Here is a 21,541-nt window from a genome sequence, read left to right as displayed (position 1 = left end):
GCTTCGTCCCCCGCGAAGTCCCCCCGCGCCGAAGGCACTCGCGAAGAAGCCACTCGAAGAAGTCACTCGCCGAACGTCACCCGACGCAGAACGTCACTCGACGAAGAGGATGAACCGACGTGATCTCAGCCGCTTTCTCGCTCTATCCCGAACTCGACGCGACCACCCTCACCGCGTTCGTCGCCGCCCTCGAGACCGGCGACGTCACCGGCCTCGCCCCCGCCCGCGCCGCGGAGGTCGCCGACGCCCGGTCCGTCGCCGTCTTCAGCCGGGTCAAGGTCGCCGGCTCCGACGGGGACCTGCTCGACGCCGCGCTGTGGCGGCACAACGGGGGCCGGCCGCGACCCGTGATCGTGATGCCCTCGCCGTGGACGAACCACGGCTGGCTCCCGTACGCCGTCCAGGCCAGCGTGTTCGCCGCGCGCGGCTACAACGTGCTCGCCTACAGCACCCGCGGATTCGCCGGCTCCGAAGGCCAGGTCGACGTGGCCGGCCCGCTCGACGTCGCCGACGGCAGCCGCGCCCTGGACCACCTCATCGAGCGCACCGCCGGCCCGGTCACGAAGATCGGATTCCTGGGCGACTCGTACGGCTCCGGGATCAGCCAGCTCGTGGCCGCGCACGACACGCGCGTCGACGCGGTGGTCGCGCTCAGCACCTGGGGCGACCTCGGCGAGGCCTTCTACGAGAACCGGACCCGGCACGTGGCGGCCGTCCAGGCGCTGCTCAAGGCCGCTTCGAAGGCGCGGCTGAGCCCGCAGACGCAGAGCGTGTTCGAGAACGTCCTCGCGGGCCGCGACATCCAGGGCACCCTGCGCTGGGCGGAGCAGCGCTCGCCGTTCACCCACATCAAGGAGCTCAACCGGCGCCAGGTTCCCGTCTACTTCTCGCACGCCTGGCACGAGACGCTCTTCCCCGGCAACCAGACGCTGAAGCTCTTCAACGAGCTGACCGGCCCCAAACGCCTCGACCTCTCCATCGGCGACCACTCCGGCCCCGAGATGACGGGCATGATCGGCCTGCCCAACCGGATCTGGACGAACGCCCACCGCTGGTTCGACCACCACCTCAGGGAGATCGACAACGGCATCGCCGACGAGGGCCGGATCCTCAGCGAGGTCATGTGGGGCCAGACCCTGGAACCCCGCCCCACCTGGGAATCCGTCACCGAACAGGTGCGCCGGTTGCACCTGGCGAGCGGCGGGGAGCTCACCGAGCGGCCCGAGGCCGGATGGAGCGCGGGCGTGCTGTGCGGGGTGGACACCCCGGCGACCGTCGCCGACGAGATCGTCCGCTCCGGGTACGACGAGATCGCGGGCCGTCCCAAGGCGTACCGGACCGACGACATCGACCGCACCGTCGCCGCCGTCTGGACGGCGGACCCGGAGGCGGAGACCACCCGGCTGCGCGGCACGCCGAGGCTGCGCGTCACGTACCGGGCCGCGAACCCGGACTCGTCGTTCGTCGCGTACCTGCTCGCGGTGGCGCCCGACGGGACGGGGCACATCGTCACGCACGCCCCGTACACGGACCTCGACTCCCCGCCCGACAGCCTGGTCAGCGCCGACCTCGAGCTCCAGGCGACGGCGTACGACGTCCCGCGCGGGCACCGGCTGATGCTGGTGATCGACGCCCGCGACCCGTTCTACGGGGACGCCAACCTGCCGCGCTCGACGCTGGCCTTCACCTCCCCGGAGGCCACGCCGTCCTACCTGGACCTACCCCTGGGCTGAACACCGCCGCCTGCGGCCTCGACCGCGGACGCCCCCGCTCCGCCGAGCCCCCCGCGCCCGGCGGAGCGGGCGCGTCCGGGCGCCCGGCTTCAGGCGGCGGGCGTCTTGCGGGTCTGGGAGCGGACCGCGCCCATGCTCGCCGCGATGACCAGTGCGATCGCCAGCGCGTCGATCTCCGACATCGCCTGGTTCAGGAGCAGGAACCCGGCCGTGGCCGCGATGGCCGGTTCCAGGCTCATCAGGATCGCGAACGTCGGGGCGGGGACGCGGCGCAGCGCCAGCAGCTCCAGGGTGTACGGCAGCACGGAGGACAGGACGGCGACCCCGACGCCCAGGGCCAGCGTGCTCGGCACCAGGAGCGCCGGGCCGGCCTCGATCACGCCCAGCGGGAAGGAGAGCACCGCCGCCACCGCCATGGCCAGGGCCAGCCCGTCCGCCTGCGGGAAGCGGCGGCCCGTACGCGCGCTGAACACGATGTACGCCGCCCACATCGCGCCCGCTCCGAGCGCGAAGGCGGCGCCGAGGAGGTCGAGGCCGCCGAAGCCTTCGCCGCCGCCGTGGCCGGCGAGCAGGACGACACCGCCGAGGGCCAGGCCGGCCCAGAGCAGGCTGACCAGGCGGCGCGAGACGACGACCGAGAGGATGAGGGGGCCCAGGACTTCGAGGGTGACGGCCGGGCCGAGCGGGATGCGGTCGATGGACTGGTAGAAGAGCCCGTTCATCCCGGCCATGGCGACGCCGAAGGCGAGGACCGTGCCCCAGTCGGCGCGCGAGTACCCGCGGACCTTCGGGCGGCACAGGACCAGCAGCACCAGCGCGGCGGCCGCGAGCCGCAGCGTGACCACGCCCGCGGCGCCGGCCCCCGGCATGATCTTGACCGCGAGGGCGGCGCCGAACTGCACCGAGATGCCCGCGGCGATGACCAGTGCGACGGGGCCGAAGCGGGACGGGGCGACACCGGCGGCCGTCGGGCGTACCGGGGCCGTCGTGAGCTCCGCGGGCGCCGGGACGGCGCGGTCGGACTTGGGAGAGGTTGCGGGCATTCATCCAGACTAAGGGGTGCGTAAGGGCCGCGGAGGCGTGTGTTGGCTTACAGGGCCTCCGCCAGGAGCTCGGCGAGGTGGCGGGCGCGGTTCCCGTGGGGGAGCCCGGCGAGCTGGGTGATCTGGGTGCGGCAGGAGAATCCGTCCGCCAGGACCGCGGCCCCGGGCGGGACCGCGCGCAGGGCGGGGAGCAGCTGTTCCTCGGCGCAGGCCACGGACACCTCGTGGTGGCCCGGCTCGAAGCCGAAGTTCCCGGCGAGGCCGCAGCAGCCGCCGCTGAGCTCGCCGCCGAGGCCGGCGCGCTCGCGGAGCCTGCGGTCGGCGGCGTCGCCGAGGACGGCGTGCTGGTGGCAGTGGGTCTGGCCGACGACGGGGCGGTCCAGCCGGGGCGGCTGCCAGTGCGGGGCGTACTCCTCCAGGGTCTCGGCGAAGGTCCGCACGGCGCGGGCGAGGCGCTCCGCGCGCGGGTCGTCGGGGAGCAGGGCGGGGAGGTCGCCGCGCAGGGCGGCGGCGCAGCTGGGTTCGAGGACCGTCACGGGCCCTCGTACCTCGCCGAGGACGTCCAGGGTGCGGCGCAGGACCGACCGGGCGCGGTCGAGGCGGCCGGTGGAGACGTAGGTGAGGCCGCAGCAGACACCCTTCGGGGGGAGGGACACGGCGAGGCCTGCGGCGCGCAGGACCGTGACGGCCGCCCGCCCGGTCTGCGGGGAGAGGTGCTCGGTGAAGGTGTCGGGCCAGAGCGTGACCTCTCGCGCCGGACGGGCCGGATCGAGGCGGCCCGACCCGCGCCACCAGCGGGTGAAGGGCTCGACGGCCAGCGGGGGGAGGGGGCGTTCCCTCGCCAGGCCCGGGACCGGGAGACGGCGGGCGGCCGCGTTCACCGGGCGCGCCAGCCGCAGCGCGGCGATCAGGCGGAGCCACACGGGCAGGCCGCCCAGGGTGTAGTGGGACAGGGGACGGATGCGACCGGCCCAGTGCCGGTGCAGGAACTCCGCCTTGTACGAAGCCATGTCCACCCCCACCGGGCAGTCGCCGATGCAGCCCTTGCAGGCCAGGCACAGGTCCAGCGCCTCGGCCACCTCCGGCGAGCGCCAGCCGTCCGTCACGATCTCCCCGGCCAGCATCTCGTGCAGCAGCCTCGCCCGGCCGCGCGTGGAGTGCCGCTCCTCCCCCGTGACCCGGTACGACGGGCACATGACCTGCGGACCGGCCGCGTCGGCGGACCGGCATTTCGCCACGCCCACGCAGCGGGCCACCTCCCCCGCGAACGGCGTCGCCGGCAGCACCTCGAAGCGGAGGTTCTCGTCCAGGCGGGCCGGGCGGACCAGCATGCCGGGGTTCATCCCGCCCGCCGGGTCCCACACGTCCTTGTACGCGCCGAAGAGCCGGATGACCTCCGGCCCGTACATCCTCGGCAGGAGCTCCGCCCGCGCCTGCCCGTCCCCGTGCTCCCCGGAGAGGGAGCCGCCGTGGGAGACCACCAGGTCCGCCAGGTCGGCGGAGAAGGCGCGGAAGCGGGCGATCCCCGCCGTCGACACCAGGTCGAAGTCGATCCGTACGTGGACGCAGCCCTCGCCGAAGTGCCGTACGGGGTCCCCCGCAGCCCGTGCTGCGCCAGCAGCGCGCGGAATTCCCGCAGGTACGCGCCCAGTCGGGCCGGTGGGACCGCGCAGTCCTCCCACCCCGGCCAGGCCATCCCCCCTCCCGGCATCCGCGTCGCCGTCCCCGCCGCGTCCTCGCGGATCCGCCACAGCGCCCGCTGCCCCGCCGGGTCCGTGACCACGACCGAGTCCACCGCGTCCGCGGCCCGCACGAGGGACCGCGCCGCCCCCTCGTCCCGCATCTCGACGAACAGCCACCCCCCGCCCCGGGGGAGCCCGGCGGCCGAGCCCACGAGGTCGGCCGCCATCCCCTCCACCGTCAGCGGCCCGAAGCCCAGCAGCGCGGCCGCCGCGTCCGCCGCCGCACTCTCGTCCGCGTACCCGAGGACCGCGAGGGCCGGCGCGCGCGGCGCCTCCACCAGGCGTACGACCGCCTCGGTCACCACCCCGAGCGTGCCCTCGCTCCCGCAGAAGGCCCGGGCCACCTCCACGCCCCGCTCGGGCAGCAGCGCGTCCAGCCCGCCGTATCCGGAGATCCGCCGCGAGAAGCCCCCCGCCATGCCCGTGCGCAGCACCGCCAGGTTCCGGGAGACCAGCTCCCGCAGGCCCGCCGGGGCTCCCGCCCAGCCCGTCCCCAGCCTGTACGACGCGCCCCCGTACGCCGTGACCGCCAGCTCCGCCACGTTGTCCGCGGTGGTCCCCCAGGCCACCGAGTGGGCCCCGCACGCGTTGTTGCCGATCATCCCGCCCAGCGTGCAGCGGGAGTGCATGGAGGGGTCCGGGCCGAAGGTCAGCCCGTGGGGGCGGGCCGCCCCGCGCAGCCGGTCGAGCACCAGACCCGGCTGGACCACGGCGGTGCGGGCGGCCGGGTCCAGTGACACCAGGGCGTTCATGTGCCGGGTCAGGTCCAGCACCACGCCGACGCCCGTGGCCTGCCCCGCGATCGAGGTCCCGCCGCCGCGCGGGACGACCGGTACGCCCGCCTCCGCGCAGATCCGCAGCGCGGCCGCCACGTCGTCGGCGTCGCGCGGCCGGGCCACCCCCACCGGCACCCGGCGGTAGTTCGAGGCGTCCATCGTCGCCAGGGCGCGGGCCGCGGCCCCGAAGTCCACCTCCCCGCGCAGGTTCTCCCGCAATGTCCGTTCGAGTTCCCCGGGTGACGTCACGGCGCCCACCCTGCCACCGGCCGGACCCGTCTCACCGGGTGGACGCGCCTCCGAGGGGTGGACCGGGACCCGATACGCTCCGCTCGTGGCCGAGATCCAGATTCCCGCTGACATCAAGCCCGCCGACGGACGCTTCGGCGCGGGCCCCTCCAAGGTGCGGACCGAGGCGCTGGACGCCCTGGCCGCCACCGGTACCTCCCTGCTCGGAACCTCCCACCGCCAGGCCCCGGTCAAGAACCTGGTCGGCTCGGTGCGGGACGGCATCCGGGACCTGTTCTCCCTCCCCGAGGGCTACGAGGTGATCCTGGGCAACGGCGGCTCCACCGCCTTCTGGGACGTCGCGACCGCCGGGCTCATCGAGCGCAAGTCCCAGCACCTCACCTTCGGCGAGTTCTCCTCCAAGTTCGCCAAGGCCGCGAAGCTCGCGCCCTGGCTGGACGAGCCGACCGTGATCTCCTCCGAGCCGGGCACGCACCCCGAGCCGGTGGCCGAGGCGGGCGTCGACGTGTACGCGTACACGCACAACGAGACCTCCACGGGCGTGGCGGCGCCGGTCAAGCGCGTCGAGGGCGCCGACGCCGGTTCACTCGTCCTGGTGGATGCCACCTCGGGCGCCGGCGGTCTGCCGGTGGACATCACCGAGAGCGACGTCTACTACTTCGCCCCGCAGAAGTCCTTCGCCTCCGAAGGCGGCCTGTGGCTGGCGGCGTTCTCCCCGGCGGCCCTGGAGCGGGCGGCGCGCGTGCACGCCTCCGGCAGCCGGCACATCCCGGAGTTCTTCTCGCTGCCGACGGCGATCGACAACTCGCTGAAGAACCAGACCTACAACACCCCGGCCCTGTCCACCCTCTTCCTGCTGGACCAGCAGCTGAAGTGGATGAACAGCCAGGGCGGCCTGGAGTTCACGACCGGCCGTACGGCGGCCAGCGCGGGCCACCTGTACGGCTGGGCGGAGGCCTCGAAGTACGCGAACCCGTTCGTCGTGGACGCCGACAAGCGATCCGCCGTCATCGGCACGATCGACTTCTCGGACGACATCGACGCGGCCGCCGTCGCCAAGGTGCTGCGCGCCAACGGCATCGTGGACACCGAGCCCTACCGCAAGCTCGGCCGCAACCAGCTCCGCATCGCGATGTTCCCGGCGATCGACCCGGCGGACGTGCAGGCGCTGACCGCGTGCATCGACTACGTGATCGAGCAGCTCTGACCACGGCCTGACGACGGCCCGACCACGGCCTGACCACGGTCCGAACCGCACCGTACGAGCCCCTGGCGACTGACCGTCGCCAGGGGCTCCGTCGTTGCGCCGACACCGTTCGAACCCCGGGACCTTGGTCCCAAAAATCGGGGCAAAGAGCCCGCAAACGGAGCATCCTCGGTGGGTGCGCGGCCTGCGGTTTCATGCCGGGGGACCTTCGGCAGGTGCCCCGCGGGGGGCTGCCCGGCCCCGCAACCAAGCGCCCGGAATGCACCTCATGTCAGGTGTGCCGGGAACGAACCCCGGCCTCCCGTTCAGGAGGAATCCCATGCGCAAGGCAGTCACCCTCGCGGCCGTAGCCCTCACCTCGACGCTGGCCCTCGGCGCCGCCGCCCCCGTGTTCGCCGCCGATGCGAGCCCGTCCCCTTCGAGCAGCCACAACGCGAGCAGCAGCGACAGCTCCGCGTCCCTTCGGCTTTCCGTCGCCTCCGGCAAGCCGGGCGCCGAGGTCAAGGTCACCGTGAAGGCCCCCCAGGGCTCCACCGCCCTGTCGGTCTCCTCGAAGGCCCTGGAGGACGTCAGGCTGAGCCCGGCGGGCGACGGCACCTGGACCGGCACCGCGAAGATCGCCAAGGTCGCGGACGGCAACTACGGCGTGAGCCTCACCGGCACCGCCCCCGACGGCGGCAAGCTCCAGGCCACCGCGCAGCTGACCGTCAGGGCCGAGACCCCGCCGCCCGCCCCCACGTCCTCCCTGAAGCTGTCCGCGGACTCCGGCCGTCCCGGAGACAAGGTCGGGGTCACGATCAGGACGGCGGCCGACGCGAAGAACGCGTACGTCACCTCCGACGCGTTCGGCGGCCGGGTCGACCTGAAGAGCGACGGGCACGGCACGTGGACCGGTACCGCCGTCGTCGCCAAGGGGGTCAAGACCGGGTACTACGGGGTGCACGCCTTCGCGGGCGGCAAGGAGTTCGACACCGTGAAGTTCTCCACCGAGGCGGGCGGTGGCGGCAAGCCCGACGTCAAGCCGGTGACCCCGCTGAAGCCGAGCGAGCACAAGACGCCCAAGGGCTCCGTCAACACGGGCCAGGCGCCTGCGGACACGGCCGCCGCGGCCGGCACGGCAGAAGCCACGACCCATGCCTGAGCAGCCCACCCCTCCCCGCCGGGACGGCCGCGCACGCCGCGCTGCCGCCCTGGCGGGCGCCACGGCCCTCGCCGCCGTACTCGCCTGCGGCTGCTCGGCCTCGGCGAGCAGTGGCTCCGACGCGGCCGCGGCCGCGAAGGCGGCCTCCGCGCTCCCCGCTTCCGTCCCGGACCGCATCGAGATCCCGGACATCAAGGTCGACGCGCCGCTCGACACGGTCGGCCTCGACGCCCAAGGGGAGATGCAGGAGCCGGACTTCGCCAAGCCGGACGACGCCGCCTGGTACAAGGACGGCCCGACCCCGGGTGAGGCGGGCGCCGCGGCGATCGTCGGCCACATGGACACCCCGCAGGCCCCGAAGGCCGTCTTCTTCAACCTCAAGACCCTGAAGAAGGGCGAGGAGATCCAGGTCCACCGGGCCGACGGCACCACCGCCGTCTTCGCCGTCGACGAAGTCGGCACGTACAAGAAGGACGACTTCCCCACCGACAAGGTCTACGGGGACACCCACGGCGCGGCCCGACTGCGCCTGATCACCTGCGGCGGCGACCTCACCGCCGACCGCCACTGGGACTCCAACGTCGTCGTCTTCGCGCACCTCACCGGACGGACGTGAGCACAGGACCCGCGTGGGCCCGGCCGCCCCGACCCGCGGGTCCCGCACGCGATACCTTCAGGGCCTCGGCATTCGGCATTCCGGTGAATGCGGTGCAGCGCAGTGCAGGACAGCATGGAGGCAGCGGCGTGAGCGTGCGAGTGACGGCGGCCCAGGGCGGCGTGGACCCCTTCGGCACGGCCCGGCTGCGGCGCGGGGTGCTCGACGCCTGGGGCGCGGGCCCGGCCCGGTTCCGCGAGGACGCCAACGCCGAGGAGGACCTGGCCCTCGGCGGCTACCGCGACCGGCTCGTCGTCGAGCTGGCGCAGAACGCCGCCGACGCCGCGGCCCGGGCCAAGGTGCCCGGGCGGCTGCGGATCACCCTGCACTCCGGCGAGGGCGGACACGGGGTGCTGGCCGTCGCCAACACCGGTGCCCCGCTGGACGCGACGGGCGTGGAGTCGCTGAGCACCCTGCGGGCCTCCGCGAAGCGGGAGCCCGCGGGGGCGCCCGGGGCGGCCGGCGCGACGGGCTCCGCCGACACCGTCGGCCGGTTCGGCGTCGGCTTCGCGGCCGTCCTCGCGGTGTCCGACGAGCCCGCCGTACTCGGCCGCCACGGCGGCGTCCGCTGGTCCCTGGCCGAGGCCCGCGAGCTGGCCCGCGACGCCGCCAACGGCAGCCCCGGCCTCGGCGACGAACTGCGCCGGCGCGACGGGCACGTCCCGCTGTTGAGGCTGCCGCTGCCCGCCGAGGGCACCGCCCCCGAGGGCTACGACACCGTGGTCGTCCTCCCGCTGCGCGACGCCGCCGCCGGGAGCCTGGTGCAGCGGCTGCTGTCCGGCATCGACGACGCGCTGCTGCTGACCCTGCCCGGGCTGGCCGAGATCGTCGTGGAGACCCCGCAGGAGGGGACCCGTACGCTCCGGCGCCGTGACGAGGGCCCGTACACGGTCATCGAGGACGCGGCGGGCGGCGCCGGCGAGACCCGCCGCTGGCGCACCGTCCGCCACAGCGGCCCCATCGAGCGGGCCCTGCTCGCCGACCGGCCGGTCGAGGAGCGGCTGCGGCCGGTCTGGACGGTCTCCTGGGCCGTGCCCGTGGACACCGAAGGCGCTCCCGTACGCCCGGCCACCGCGAGCGTGGTGCACGCGCCGACCCCGACCGACGAGCCGCTGGGCGTCCCCGCCCTGCTCATCGCGACGCTGCCGCTCGACACCACCCGCCGGCACCCCGCACCGGGCCCGCTGACCGACTTCCTGGTGGAGCGCGCGGCCGACGCGTACGCCGAACTGCTGGGCGCCTGGGACCCGGTGGTGACCGCGCTGGTGGACCTCGTACCCGGGCCGCTCGGCCAGGGCCCGCTGGACGGGGCGCTGCGCGCGGCCGTGCTGCAGCGGCTGCCGCGGACGGCGTTCCTCGCCCCGGCGGCCCCCGCCGAGCACGCGGAGGAGCGCTCCGCCCTGCGGCCCTTCGAGGCCGAGGTGGTGGAGGGCGCGGGCGCCGATACCGTACGGGTCCTCGCCGAGGTGCTGCCCACCCTGCTGCCGGCCGGGCTGGAGCGCCGGCCCGAGCTGCGCACGCTGGGCGTGGGCCGGCTGCCGCTGGGCGACGCCATCGAGCGGATCGCGGGCATCGAACGCACCCCGGAGTGGTGGCACCGGCTGTACGACACCCTGGCGGGGGTGGACCCGGACCGGCTCTCGGGGCTACCGGTGCCACTGGCCGACGGGCGGACCACGATCGGCCCCCGGCACGTACTGCTGCCCGACGCGGACACCCCGAAGGACCTGGCCCGGATGGGACTGAAGGTGGCCCACCCGGACGCCGCCCACCCGCTGCTGGAGCGGCTCGGCGCGCTCCCGGCCACGCCGCGCGCGGTCCTGACGACCCCGCAGGTGCGGGCGGCGGTGGCCGCTTCGCTGGACGCCGGGGAGTTCTGGGACGAGGACGCCCTCGACGCCGACGAGCTGGCGGAGGTGGTCCTGGGCCTGGTCCGGGAGGCCGATCTGGCGCCGGGCGACGAGCCGTGGCTGGGCGCGCTGGCCCTGCCGGACGAGGACGGGGAACTCACGCCCGCGGGCGAACTGCTGCTGCCGGGCTCGCCGCTGGCCTCGGTGATCCGCGAGGACGAAGTCCCTTACGTGGACGGCGAACTGGCCGCGAAGTGGGGCGCGCAACCGCTGACCGCGTGTGGCGTGCTGGCCACCTTCCAGCTGGTCCGCGCCACCGACGTGGTCCTCGACCCGGACGAACTGGAACCGCGCGAGGGGGACTTCGCCGAGCCGGACGACGCGGGGCTGCTGGACGCGGTGGACGTGTGGTGCGAGGACGTGCTGGACCAGCTCCCCGACACCCCGCTGCCGCCCGTGGCCACGGAACTCGTCGCGGTGCGCGACCTCGACCTGGTCGACGACGACTGCTGGCCGCAGGCCCTCGCCATGCTCGCGCAGCCCCCGCTGCGCGATGCGCTGACCCAGCCCGTACGGGTGCTGCTGCCGGACGGCACCACGCAGTCGGTGCGCTCGTACACCGCCTGGTGGCTGCGCGACCACCCGGTGCTCGACGGCCGCCGCCCCGCGGGGCTGCGCTCGGCGGGCGGCGACCCGCTGCTGGCGGGGCTCTACACCCCGGCGGACGCGACGGGCTTCGAGGACGAGCAGGTCCTGCGCGCGCTGGGCGTGCGCACGACGGTGCCGGCCCTGCTGGACGAACCCGGCGGCGCCGCCGAGCTCCTGGGCCGGCTCGCCGACCCGGACCGCGAGGTGTCGGACCGCCAGCTGCACGCCCTGTACGGGGCCCTGGCCGATCTGGACCCCGAGCAGGTCACGCTCCCGGACGAGCTGCGCACGGTGGTGGACGGGGAGATCGTGGTGGTCGACGCGGCGGACGCGCTGATCGCGGACGCCCCGGACCTGCTGCCCCTCACGGCGGGCCTCCCGCTCCTGCCGGTGGCCCCGGCCCGCGCGGCCGACCTGGCGGAGCTGCTCCAGGTCCGGCGCCTCTCGGAGACGGTCCCCGCGGAGGTCACGACGCCGGGCGAGGAGCACGAGGTCCCGGAGCCGGTCCGGATCCTGCTGGGCCCCTCGACCCCGGAGACCTACCTGGAGCACGAGGAGCTGATCGCGGGCGGCGTGGAACTCGACTGGCGCCGCACCCCGGACGGCACCCTCCACGCCGCGACCCTGGAGGGCGTGGCGGCCGGCCTCGCCTGGGCCGCGGACCAGTGGCCCCGCCGGTTCGAGGTGGCCGCCCTCCTGGAAGACCCCTCCCGCACGGCGGAACTGGCCCGCGACCGCTGGTTCGACTGAGGGCGGCGCGGGCCCGCCCCTATCCGAAGGGCGCTCTTTAGATGCCGCCGGTCTTCCACAGGCGGAAGCGCGCGTTGGGGCCGTCGTCGGAGCAGGGGTAGAGGCGCGCGACCGCGCCCTGGACCTGACCGCCCCACATGTTGACGCAGTTGCTCGTCGCCTTCATCGGCTGGAACCGGATGTAGTTGCCGAAGTCGGTGCCGACGATGTTGAAGGCGGCGTCGGGGCTGTCGCAGTTGTTGTAGAGCTTGATGTAGTCGCCCTGGGTGTTGCCGCCGCTCCAGTTGTTCAGGCAGAACTGGGGCCACGCGACGCTCTGGATCTTGAAGTGGCTGGCGCCGAAGTCCAGGATGTTCCACCGCTGGGCGTTGGTGCCGTTGCACTGCCACTGCTGGACGACCTGGCCGTTGAACGCGTTGCTGTTCGGGATGTCCAGGCAGTAGCCGTCCGCGATGTTGATCGTGACGTCCTTGCGGTCCGCAGCCTGGGCCGGAACGGCGGACAGGACGGTGCCGAAGGCGGCTGCGGCGAGCGCTGCGGCCGCGGCGGTGCGTATGCGCATGAAGGTTCCCGTGGTGTGTCGTCGGCAGGGGCTCCTCGTCGGACCCGCCCCCGCCGGTGATGTACGAAACATGACGCACCGTCGTGGGGCCACGGCTCGCGATCCCGGCCGGCCCGACGGCGTCTACGGAAGAACCTAGCCGTCCTCATGCGCCTTCCCGCCGTCCCACCGCCTGTTCGGGACGTCCCGGGACGCGGGACCCCTCCGCGGGGGCGGGATCCGGAACGGACCGTCTAGCCGGGGAACCTGCGGTTGACCCAGCGGAAGGTGAACTCGATCAGGGCCGAGGCCGCCACCGCGACGGCGACCGCCGTCCAGGGCATTTCGGTGCCCACCAGCTTCAGCTCGAAGAAGTCCTGCAGCCAGGGGACGACCAGGACGATCAGGAAGGCGCCGCCCATCGCGCCGACCAGGGCCACCCGCCACCACGTGTACGGGCGGGCGATGATCACCAGGACCCACATCGAGGTCAGGAACAGCGTCAGCGTCGCCGCGCTCGTCTCGGCCTGGAGGGCTTCGGGGCCGCTGTAGTGGTGGCGGGCGAGCAGGTACGTGACGAAGGTGGCCACCGCCGCGATCACGCCGCCCGGGATCGCGTACCGCATCACCCGTTTCACGAAGTGCGGCCGCGCGCGCTCCTTGTTCGGCGCCAGGGCCAGGAAGAACGCCGGAATGCCGATGGTGAGGGTGGACAGCAGCGTCAAGTGGCGAGGCAGGAAGGGGTACTCGACCTGGGAGCAGACCACCAGGATCGCCAGCAGCACCGAGTAGACGGTCTTCGTGAGGAAGAGGGTGGCGACGCGGGTGATGTTGCCGATGACCCGGCGGCCCTCGGCGACCACCGAGGGGAGGGTGGAGAAGCTGTTGTTCAGGAGGACGATCTGGGCGACCGCGCGCGTGGCCTCGGAGCCCGAGCCCATGCTCACGCCGATGTCCGCGTCCTTGAGGGCCAGGACGTCGTTGACGCCGTCGCCCGTCATCGCGACCGTGTGGCCCTTGGACTGCAGCGCGCCGACCATGTCCCGCTTCTGCTGCGGGCTGACCCGGCCGAAGACGGCGTTCTCGTCGAGGACCTTGGCCAGGTCGGCCTGATCGGTCGGCATCTTGCGCGCGTCGACGGTGTTCTCGGCGCCCGGCAGGCCCAGCTTGCCGGCCACCGCGCCCACCGAGACGGCGTTGTCGCCGGAGATGACCTTCGCGTGGACGTTCTGGTCCTCGAAGTAGCGCAGGGTGTCGGCCGCGTCCGGGCGCAGCCGCTGTTCCAGGACGATCAGGGCGGTCGGCTTGGCGCCGGCTCCGACGGCCGGGTCGTCGAGCTCGCGGGCGGCCCGGGCGAGCAGCAGGACGCGCAGGCCCTGCTCGTTGAGCTCGTTGATCTCGTCGAGCGCCGGGTCCCCGGCCGGGAGGAGCACGTCGGGGGCGCCGAGCAGCCAGGTGTTGTTCTCGCCGTCGCCCTCGCTGAAGCTGGCACCGCTGTACTTGCGGGCGGAGGAGAACGGCAGGGACTCGGTGCAGCGCCACTCGGCGCTGTCCGGGTAGGCGTCGATGATCGCCTGGAGGCTGGCGTTGGGACGCGGGTCGGATTCGCCGAGCGCGCCGAGCACCTTCTTGACGTACGCGGCCTCCGCGCCGCCGAGCGGGCGGAGCTCGGTGACGTCCATGCCGCCTTCGGTGAGGGTGCCGGTCTTGTCGAGGCAGACCACGTCGACGCGGGCGAGGCCTTCGATGGCCGGCAGTTCCTGTACCAGGCACTGCTTGCGGCCGAGCCGGATGACGCCGATCGCGAAGGCGACGGAGGTCAGCAGGACGAGCCCCTCGGGGATCATCGGGACGATGCCGCCGACGGTGCGGGCGATGGCGTCCTTGAGGTTGTTGTCCTTGACGACGAGCTGGCTGATGATCAGGCCGATCGAGGTCGGGATCATCATCCAGGTGACGTACTTGAGGATGGTGGAGATGCCGGAGCGCAGCTCGGAGTGGACGAGCGTGAAGCGGGTGGCCTCTTCGGCCAACTGGGCGGCGTAGGCCTCGCGGCCGACCTTGGTGGCGGTGAACGCGCCGCCGCCGGCGACGACGAAGGACCCGGACATGACGGGGTCGCCGGGCTTCTTCAGGACGGGGTCGGCCTCGCCGGTGAGCAGGGACTCGTCGATCTCCAGGCCCTCGGCCTCGCCGACGGACCCGTCGACGACGACCTTGTCGCCCGGGCCGAGCTCGATGACGTCGTCGAGGACGATCTCGGAGGTGGAGATCTCGGCGGTCCGGCCGTCGCGGCGGACGCTGGGTTTGGCTTCGCCGATGACGGCGAGGCTGTCCAGGGTCTTCTTGGCCCGCATCTCCTGGATGATGCCGATGCCGGTGTTCGCGATGATCACGTAGCCGAAGAGGCTGTCCTGGAGCGGCGCGACGATGAGCATGACCACCCAGAGCACGCCGATGATGGCGTTGAACCGGGTGAAGACGTTGGCGCGGACGATGTCGGCGGTGGAGCGGCTGCTGCGTACGGGCACGTCGTTGACGGCCCCGCGGGCGACGCGCTCGGCGACTTCGGCGGTGGTCAGGCCCGCGGGCTTGAACCGGGGGGCGGGCAGCCGGACCGGGTGTACCGGATCCAGCTCGGCTCCCGCGTCGATGGTCGCGCCGCCGGGGCCGCCGCCGCCCGGCTCGGAACCGCCTGGTTCGATCTCTGCCCGCTGCGTCATGCTTTCGACGGTAAAGGGGGTTCTACCGCTTCACCCCCCGAGAAGTCCGAAGATCCGACTTCGGGATGACCCGAATCGTCCCCTGGTCCCCCTGGCCCCCCGGCCCGCCCGATCCGTCAGCCGGAGCCGCCGCCGTTTTCCTCGCCGCGCGCGGCCTGCGCCTCTGCGGCGTGCCGCTTGAGCGCGGCGTCGCGGCCCCGGACGTACCAGACGCCGATCAGGCCGAGGAACCCGCCGGCCGCGCAGCACCAGACCCACCACAGCAGGTCCCGGTCGGCGAACCAGCCGTAGAAGGGGAGCTGGACGAGGAACATCGCGAACCAGAGGATCGTGCCGCCGGTGACGGTCGCGACGATCGGGCCCTCAAGGGGCTCGGGCGCCTCGTGCTTCGCTGTCCATTTCGCCATGGCCTCAAGTCTAGGTGGCCCCGCGCGGGGTCTACGCGCGGAGATGGACGGGCTTTCGTTCATGTGTTCATACTGAAACGGTGTGGGCATGGCCCATTTTCTTCGTACGAATCACCCAATGCCCCCCGCAATGAAGACCTAGAGGACCGCATGAGCACGTCGGCTCCCGCCCCCGCGCCCACCCTCCCGGACCCCGCCCCCGGCGGCGGGTCCGCCCTGGACCGCCACTTCAAGATCTCCGAGCGCGGCTCCACCGTGGCCCGCGAGGTCCGCGGCGGTTTCGCCACCTTCTTCGCGATGGCCTACATCATCGTGCTGAACCCGATCATCCTCGGCAGCGCGAAGGACATGTACGGCCACCAGCTCGACAGCGGCCAGCTCGTGACCGCCACCGTCCTGACGGCGGCCTTCACCACGCTCCTCATGGGCGTCATCGGCAACGTCCCGATCGCGCTCGCCGCCGGTCTCGGCGTGAACACCGTCGTCGCCCTCCAGCTCGCCCCGCGCATGAGCTGGCCCGACGCCATGGGCATGGTGGTCCTGGCCGGCTTCGTCGTGATGCTGCTGGTCGCGACCGGCCTGCGCGAGCGGGTCATGAACGCCGTCCCGCTCGGCCTGCGCAAGGGCATCGCGATCGGCATCGGCCTGTTCATCATGCTGATCGGCCTCGTCGACTCGGGCTTCGTCACCCGTATCCCGGACGCCGCTCACACCACCGTGCCGCTCACCCTCGGCACGGGCGGCCACCTCCACGGCTGGCCGGTCCTGATCTTCATCGTCGGCGTCCTGCTGACCCTCGCCCTGCTGATCCGCAAGACGCCCGGCGCGATCCTGATCTCCATCGTGGTCATGACCGTCATCGCCGTCGCCGTCCAGCTGATCGTCGGGCTGCCCGACTCGGGCTGGGGCCTGACCGTCCCCGAGTGGCCGGGCAATCCGGTGGCCGCGCCCGACTTCGGGCTCGTCGGCCAGGTCAGCCTGTTCGGCGGCTTCGGCAAGGTCGGCCTGCTGACCGGCATCCTCTTCGTCTTCACCGTGCTGCTGTCCTGCTTCTTCGACGCGATGGGCACGATCCTCGGCGTCGGCGACGAGGCCAAGCTGATCGACAAGGACGGAAACTTCCCCGGCATCAACAAGGTGCTGCTCATCGACGGCCTGGCCGTCGCCTCCGGCGGCGCCACCTCGTCCTCGGCCACCACCTGCTTCGTGGAGTCCACGGCCGGCGTCGGCGAGGGCGCCCGTACGGGCCTCGCGAACGTCGTGACCGGCGGCCTCTTCACCGTGGCGCTGTTCCTGACCCCGCTCGCCACCATGGTCCCGTCCCAGGCGGCCACCCCCGCCCTCGTGGCGGTCGGCTTCCTGATCCTGGCGGGCTCGGTCAGGGACATCGACTGGAGCGACTTCACCATCGCCGTCCCGGCCTTCCTGGCCATGGTGATGATGCCGTTCACGTACTCGATCACCAACGGCATCGGCTTCGGCTTCATCAGCTTCTGCGTGCTGCGGCTGGCGACCGGCCGGGGCCGTGAGGTCCCGGCGGCCCTGTACGCCGTGTCGGCGGTGTTCGTCTTCTACTACGCGATGCCGGCCCTCGGCCTCACGTAAGCCCCCCTTCCCGCCGCCGACGGCCCCGCCCTCCACGGAGGGCGGGGCCGTCGGCGTCACCGGGACAGGGAGCCGATTCTCGACGACCTCTCACAGCGCGCGCCGCTCGCAGTGAGCGCGGCGGTCGAGATGGAGGTTCTGCACAGCGCTCGGAGCGCAGCGGAGGCCGAGCGGCTGAGCCACCTGCTCAGGGGCTTCGACCACCTGCCCTGCACGGACGAGGTCGGGGACCGGGCCAAGGAGATCCAGCGCCTCGCCCCGTTCCGCGTCAACCACCGGGCCCTGTCCATGGCGGACGCGCTGATCGCCACCACCGCCGAGCGGCATGGACGCACGGTCCTGCACTACGACGCGACTACGACATGACCGCGTCCGTCACCGGACAGGCCGCGAGGTCCCGGCAGCCCCGTCCGCCGGGCGTCTCACGTGAGCCCGTAGAACTTGTCCGTCTCGTCGACGGCCGCCTTGAAGCGCTCGTCGAAGTCATCGCGGATGAGCGTCCGGACCACGTAGTCCTGGACGCTCATTCCGCGTTTCGCCGCATGAGTCCGGAGGCGGTCGAGCAGCTCCCCGTCTATGCGCATGCTCAGCACGTGTGTCCCCATGCCGAAAGGGTCGGGGCACAGGACGTGGACGCGTGTCGCTTTCCGCTGCGGACTCACCCGTACGAGTGACACGCTTCAATGGCGTTCTTTAGAGAGAGTAATGAGGTAGTCTAAAGAGATGCTCGACCTTACCCATGGCGACGACGCTGCCGCCGTGAACGACCTCCGCTCCGCCGTCATGCGGCTGGGCCGGCGCCTCAAGCACCAGCGCGTCGACGAATCGCTGAGCCCGACCGAGATGTCGGTCCTCGGCACCCTCGCCCGGTGCGGCCAGGCCACCCCCGGTGAGCTGGCCCGGCGCGAACACGTCCAGCCGCCGTCGATGACACGCATCGTCGCGCTGCTGGAGGCCAAGGGACTGGTCAGGCTGCAGCCGCACCCGGACGACCGCCGCCAGAAGGTGGTCACCCAGACCGAGGAGGCCGAAGCGATGCTCGAAGAGAGCCGTCGCAAGCGCAACGCCTTCCTGGCCGGGCTCGCGGCCGAGCTCACCGAGGACGAATGGGCCAAGCTGCGCGAGGCCGCGCCCGTCCTGGAGAAGCTCGCCCACTTGTGAGGAACGACGCCAGGAGGCGACGCTTTTGAGTACGGGAAACGGAGCAGACTCCGCACCCGGCCATACATCCACCACTACCACCGGGCGCCCGACGCGCTCCACACGCTCCACACGCTCCACGGGCAAGAACAACTCGATGTTCAGCTCTCTGAAGATCCGGAACTACCGGCTCTTCGCCACGGGACAGGCAGTCTCCAACACCGGCACCTGGATGCAGCGCATCGCCCAGGACTGGCTGGTCCTGTCCCTGACCGGCTCGGCCTCCGCGGTCGGCATCACGATCGCGCTGCAGTTCCTGCCGATGATGGTGTTCGGCCTCTACGGAGGCGTACTCGCGGACCGGCTGCCCAAGCGGCCGCTGCTGATCGCCACCCAGACCCTGATGGGCCTGACCGGTGTCGCGCTCGCCGCACTCACCCTCGCCGGACACGTCCAGGTCTGGCACGTGTACCTCGCGGCCTTCCTGCTCGGCCTCATCACCGTCGTGGACAACCCCGCGCGGCAGACCTTCGTCTCCGAGATGGTCGGCAAGGAGCAGCTCGCCAACGCCGTCAGCCTGAACTCGGCGAACTTCCAGTCCGCGCGGCTGGTCGGCCCGGCGATCGCCGGTGTGCTGATCACCGCCGTCGGCGTCGGCTGGGCCTTCCTGCTCAACGGGCTCTCCTTCGCCGCACCGGTCGCCGGCCTGCTGCTGATGCGCACGCGCGAACTGCACCCGGTCGAGACCCGGCCGCGCGCCAAGGGCCAGCTGCGGGAGGGCCTGCGGTACGTCGCCGGCCGACCCGAGCTGATCTGGCCGATCGTGCTGGTCGGCTTCATCGGCACCTTCGGGTTCAACTTCCCGATCTGGCTGTCGGCGTTCGTCAGCGACGTGTTCCACGGGGACGCGGGCACGTACGGACTGTTCAACACGCTGATCGCCGCGGGCTCCCTGGCGGGTGCGCTGCTGGCGGCCCGGCGCGGGCACTCGCGGCTGCGGCTGCTGGTCGCGGCGGCGGTCCTGTTCTCCGCACTGGAGGTCGTGACGGCCTTCGCGCCCGGATTCTGGCTGTTCGCGGCGCTGCTGGTGCCGATCGGGATGTTCGGGCTGACGGTCAACGTCACCGCGAACGCGAGCGTCCAGATGGCCACCGACCCCGAGATGCGGGGCCGGGTGATGGCGCTGTACATGATGGTGTTCACCGGCGGCACCCCGATCGGCGCGCCGGTCGTCGGCTGGGTGACGGACACGTACGGGGCCCGGATCGGCATGGCCGCGGGCGGCCTCGTCTCCCTGGCCGCGGCCGCGGCGATCGCGGCGATCCTGTCCCGGGTCGGCAACCTCCGCCTCAGCGTGAGCCGCCACGGAGTCACGTTCGTCCCGTCGGCCCGCCCCCGCGAGCTGGTCACGGCGGCGTAGTACGTCCGCCGAGAACCCCGCGACTGACGCGCCGCCGGCGCGGGAGCGTCAGTCGCGCGGCTTCCGGCGCAAGAGCCGCTTGGCGCCGAGGACCAGGGCAGTGCCCACGGCCAGCACGGCCGCGCCCTTCGTGAAGCCGCCCCCGCCCTGCTCGCCCGCGGGGCCGGGGGCCCCGGCGGCCGGCGCTCCGCCCGGCTTCGCCGGGGCGGGGGTGGCGGAGCCGCCGGACGCGGGCTTCACCGGGACCGCCACCACCCGGCTCGACTCCCCTTCCGACCCGAACAGCAGCGTCGACCCGTCCGCCGAGTACGTCACCGACTCCGCCTGCCCCTGCCACGGCGCGTCCACCCGCTCGCCCTCGCCCTGCGGCTTCCCGTCCTTCCAGGGGTAGGTCTTCGCGAAGAAGTAGCCGCGCAGCGTGAGCCGGCCGCCGTCCGGGGAGAAGGCCCCGTCCGTCACCCACGGCAGGTCCGCGACCCGCCGGAACACGTTCGTCCCCGCGGCCGACAGCTTCTCCGGCCCCTCGTACAGCCCGCCCTTGTCCTCGCTCTTGCTGGCGATGTAGACCCGGCCCGTCACCGGATGCACCATCAGCGCCTCCGCGTTGCGCGCCCCGTCCGCGTACTTCACCGTGAACTGCTCGGCCTTGAACGTGACATCGGCCAGCTGCTTCGGCTCCGGGAAGCGGTAGATCCAGACGTGGTCCCAGGTCCCGTTCAGGTTGTCGCCGATGTCGCCGACGTACAGCTGCCCGTCCGGGCCCACCGAGATCGCCTCGACGTCGCGCGGGGTCCCGATCCCGGTCAGCGTCACCCGGGCCACGGTCCTGCCGGTCGCCGAGTCCACCGCGTACACGTACGGGCCGTCGTCGCTGTCGTTGTGCGTCCAGTACACGCCCGGGTGGATCCGGCTCGCCGCCAGCCCGCTCGACTCCTTGATCCGCGGATCGGTGATCGTGAACCCGGAGGCACCGGGGGTGGCGGAGGCCGAGGTCTCGGCGGCCGCGGCGGCCGAACCGGGCAGCACGACAAGGGCAATGACGGCGGTCAACGGCAGCAGGCGCATACCCCAAGCGTGCCAGCCCGCCCCGCGTGTCCGGCATCACAGGGGCGCCCGGCGCGTGATCCGCGATGATGACCGGATGCGTTTCATGTTCGTCGGTGATTCCATGACCATCGGACGCGCCGGCGACTACACCTGGCGCTACCGGATGTGGCAGCACCTCGGTTCCGTCCCCGGCGGCCCGCACGAGATCGTCGGCCCGCGCACCGCGCTCTTCGACACCGGAGCCAACGAGCCGACCAGCCACGCCTACGCCGACCCCGGCTTCCCGGAGCACGCCCGCCGCCACCTCGCCGGCTGGGGCGAGGGCTGGCAGCACATGGCCCCCCTCATCGGCTCCGCCGTCCGCTCCGGCGAGCCCGACGTCCTGCTCGTCTCCCTCGGCCTGATCGACCTCGGCTTCTACACCGCCGCCGAGGAGACCGCGGCCAACGCCCGCCGCTTCATCGCGGAGGCCCGCGCCGCCCGGCCCGGCATCCGGATGGTCCTGCTCCCGGTCATCCCGAACGTCCGGGCCGACTCCGACGCGCCGTTCGCGGCCGAGGTGGCCCGGTTCAACGAACTCCTCGCGAAGGCCGTGGCCGACCTGTCGACCGACGCCTCGCCGATCCTGCTGGCCGCGCGCCCGGCCTCGTACGAGATCGCGCACGACACGTACGACGGCACCCACCCCAACGCCTCCGGCGAGCACCGCCTGGCCGGGGAATTCGCGGCGGTCCTGCACCAGGCCTGGGGCATCGGCGGCCCGTACCGGATGCCCTGACACGGTCGGGCACGGCGGTGGGCCCGAAGCTCGACACCTCCGAGTTCCCCCGCGACTGATCCGCGCCCCGGTCCGCGCCGGGGGCG

General features: G+C 72.9%; 16 protein-coding genes and 1 pseudogene. 10 read left to right on the top strand and 7 right to left on the bottom strand.

The features are described 5' to 3' along the window. The first annotated feature begins 119 nt into the window (after nt 1–119). The gene (locus tag K7B10_RS22635; protein WP_229338512.1) at nt 120–1,733 is read left to right on the top strand and encodes an alpha/beta fold hydrolase; all 1,614 of its coding nucleotides are present in this window, start codon (nt 120–122) and stop codon (nt 1,731–1,733) included. Between the two features lie 89 nt (nt 1,734–1,822). On the opposite strand, the gene K7B10_RS22630 is transcribed toward K7B10_RS22635, so the two are convergent. Together K7B10_RS22630 and K7B10_RS22625 are read right to left on the bottom strand one after the other, a co-directional pair. Further along, complete coding sequence (locus tag K7B10_RS22630; RefSeq protein WP_229338511.1) at nt 1,823–2,776, bottom strand: EamA family transporter; 954 nt, start codon at nt 2,774–2,776, stop codon at nt 1,823–1,825. Between the two features lie 47 nt (nt 2,777–2,823). Then, nucleotides 2,824–5,543, bottom strand: a pseudogene (locus K7B10_RS22625) (FAD-binding and (Fe-S)-binding domain-containing protein). An 85-nt stretch (nt 5,544–5,628) separates the two neighbouring features. Here K7B10_RS22625 and serC point away from each other — a divergent pair. From serC to K7B10_RS22605, 4 genes are all read left to right on the top strand, one after another. Beyond that, nucleotides 5,629–6,750 carry a phosphoserine transaminase gene (gene serC / locus K7B10_RS22620; protein WP_229338509.1) on the top strand — a complete coding sequence of 374 codons (1,122 nt, stop codon included), beginning with the start codon at nt 5,629–5,631 and terminating at the stop codon, nt 6,748–6,750. A 319-nt stretch (nt 6,751–7,069) separates the two neighbouring features. After that, nucleotides 7,070–7,891 (top strand): hypothetical protein, encoded by an 822-nt coding sequence (locus K7B10_RS22615; RefSeq protein WP_229338507.1) that lies wholly within the window; start codon nt 7,070–7,072, stop codon nt 7,889–7,891. Next, nucleotides 7,884–8,507, top strand: a complete 624-nt coding sequence (locus tag K7B10_RS22610; protein ID WP_229338505.1) for a class F sortase — start codon at nt 7,884–7,886, stop codon at nt 8,505–8,507. Before K7B10_RS22615 ends, K7B10_RS22610 begins: the two co-directional genes overlap by 8 nt. A 128-nt stretch (nt 8,508–8,635) precedes the next feature. Then, the gene (locus tag K7B10_RS22605; protein WP_229338503.1) at nt 8,636–11,794 is read left to right on the top strand and encodes a sacsin N-terminal ATP-binding-like domain-containing protein; all 3,159 of its coding nucleotides are present in this window, start codon (nt 8,636–8,638) and stop codon (nt 11,792–11,794) included. A gap of 37 nt (nt 11,795–11,831) precedes the next feature. Here the strand turns inward: K7B10_RS22605 and K7B10_RS22600 are convergent, their stop codons facing one another. From K7B10_RS22600 to K7B10_RS22590, 3 genes are all read right to left on the bottom strand, one after another. Beyond that, nucleotides 11,832–12,356, bottom strand: coding sequence for an RICIN domain-containing protein (locus K7B10_RS22600; RefSeq protein ID WP_229338501.1), 525 nt, complete (start codon nt 12,354–12,356; stop codon nt 11,832–11,834). A 233-nt stretch (nt 12,357–12,589) separates the two neighbouring features. Then, nucleotides 12,590–15,058, bottom strand: coding sequence for a cation-translocating P-type ATPase (locus K7B10_RS22595; protein ID WP_229338500.1), 2,469 nt, complete (start codon nt 15,056–15,058; stop codon nt 12,590–12,592). 116 nt (nt 15,059–15,174) lie between these two features. Beyond that, complete coding sequence (locus tag K7B10_RS22590) at nt 15,175–15,465, bottom strand: DUF2530 domain-containing protein (protein ID WP_229338498.1); 291 nt, start codon at nt 15,463–15,465, stop codon at nt 15,175–15,177. Nucleotides 15,466–15,615: 150 nt separating this feature from the next. On the opposite strand from K7B10_RS22590, the gene K7B10_RS22585 reads away from it, so the two are divergent. After that, nucleotides 15,616–17,070, top strand: coding sequence for an NCS2 family permease (locus tag K7B10_RS22585; RefSeq protein WP_229338496.1), 1,455 nt, complete (start codon nt 15,616–15,618; stop codon nt 17,068–17,070). Nucleotides 17,071–17,145: 75 nt separating this feature from the next. After that, nucleotides 17,146–17,436: a PIN domain-containing protein gene (locus tag K7B10_RS22580; RefSeq protein ID WP_229345296.1), complete on the top strand. Its 291-nt coding sequence runs from the start codon at nt 17,146–17,148 to the stop codon at nt 17,434–17,436. A gap of 56 nt (nt 17,437–17,492) precedes the next feature. On the opposite strand, the gene K7B10_RS22575 is transcribed toward K7B10_RS22580, so the two are convergent. Continuing rightward, complete coding sequence (locus K7B10_RS22575; RefSeq protein ID WP_229338494.1) at nt 17,493–17,675, bottom strand: BrnA antitoxin family protein; 183 nt, start codon at nt 17,673–17,675, stop codon at nt 17,493–17,495. 118 nt (nt 17,676–17,793) lie between these two features. Between K7B10_RS22575 and K7B10_RS22570 the strand changes: the two genes are divergently transcribed. Then, a complete protein-coding gene (locus K7B10_RS22570; protein ID WP_030156888.1) occupies nt 17,794–18,231 on the top strand; it encodes a MarR family winged helix-turn-helix transcriptional regulator in 438 nt (145 codons plus the stop codon). Nucleotides 18,232–18,367: 136 nt separating this feature from the next. Continuing rightward, complete coding sequence (locus K7B10_RS22565) at nt 18,368–19,630, top strand: MFS transporter (RefSeq protein ID WP_229338492.1); 1,263 nt, start codon at nt 18,368–18,370, stop codon at nt 19,628–19,630. Nucleotides 19,631–19,678: 48 nt separating this feature from the next. Here K7B10_RS22565 and K7B10_RS22560 read toward each other — a convergent pair whose 3' ends face one another. Beyond that, complete coding sequence (locus K7B10_RS22560; protein WP_229338490.1) at nt 19,679–20,695, bottom strand: PQQ-dependent sugar dehydrogenase family protein; 1,017 nt, start codon at nt 20,693–20,695, stop codon at nt 19,679–19,681. A gap of 76 nt (nt 20,696–20,771) precedes the next feature. Between K7B10_RS22560 and K7B10_RS22555 the strand changes: the two genes are divergently transcribed. Then, entirely contained in the window at nt 20,772–21,455 is a 684-nt protein-coding gene (locus tag K7B10_RS22555; protein ID WP_229338488.1) for a GDSL-type esterase/lipase family protein, read from the top strand. The last annotated feature ends 86 nt before the right edge of the window (nt 21,456–21,541 follow it).

The organism is Streptomyces flavotricini (assembly GCF_020639365.1).
Taxonomy (GTDB): Bacteria; Actinomycetota; Actinomycetes; order Streptomycetales; family Streptomycetaceae; genus Streptomyces; species Streptomyces flavotricini.
Note: the sequence above shows the minus strand (reverse complement) of the source record. Positions and strands in the feature narration are given on the sequence as shown.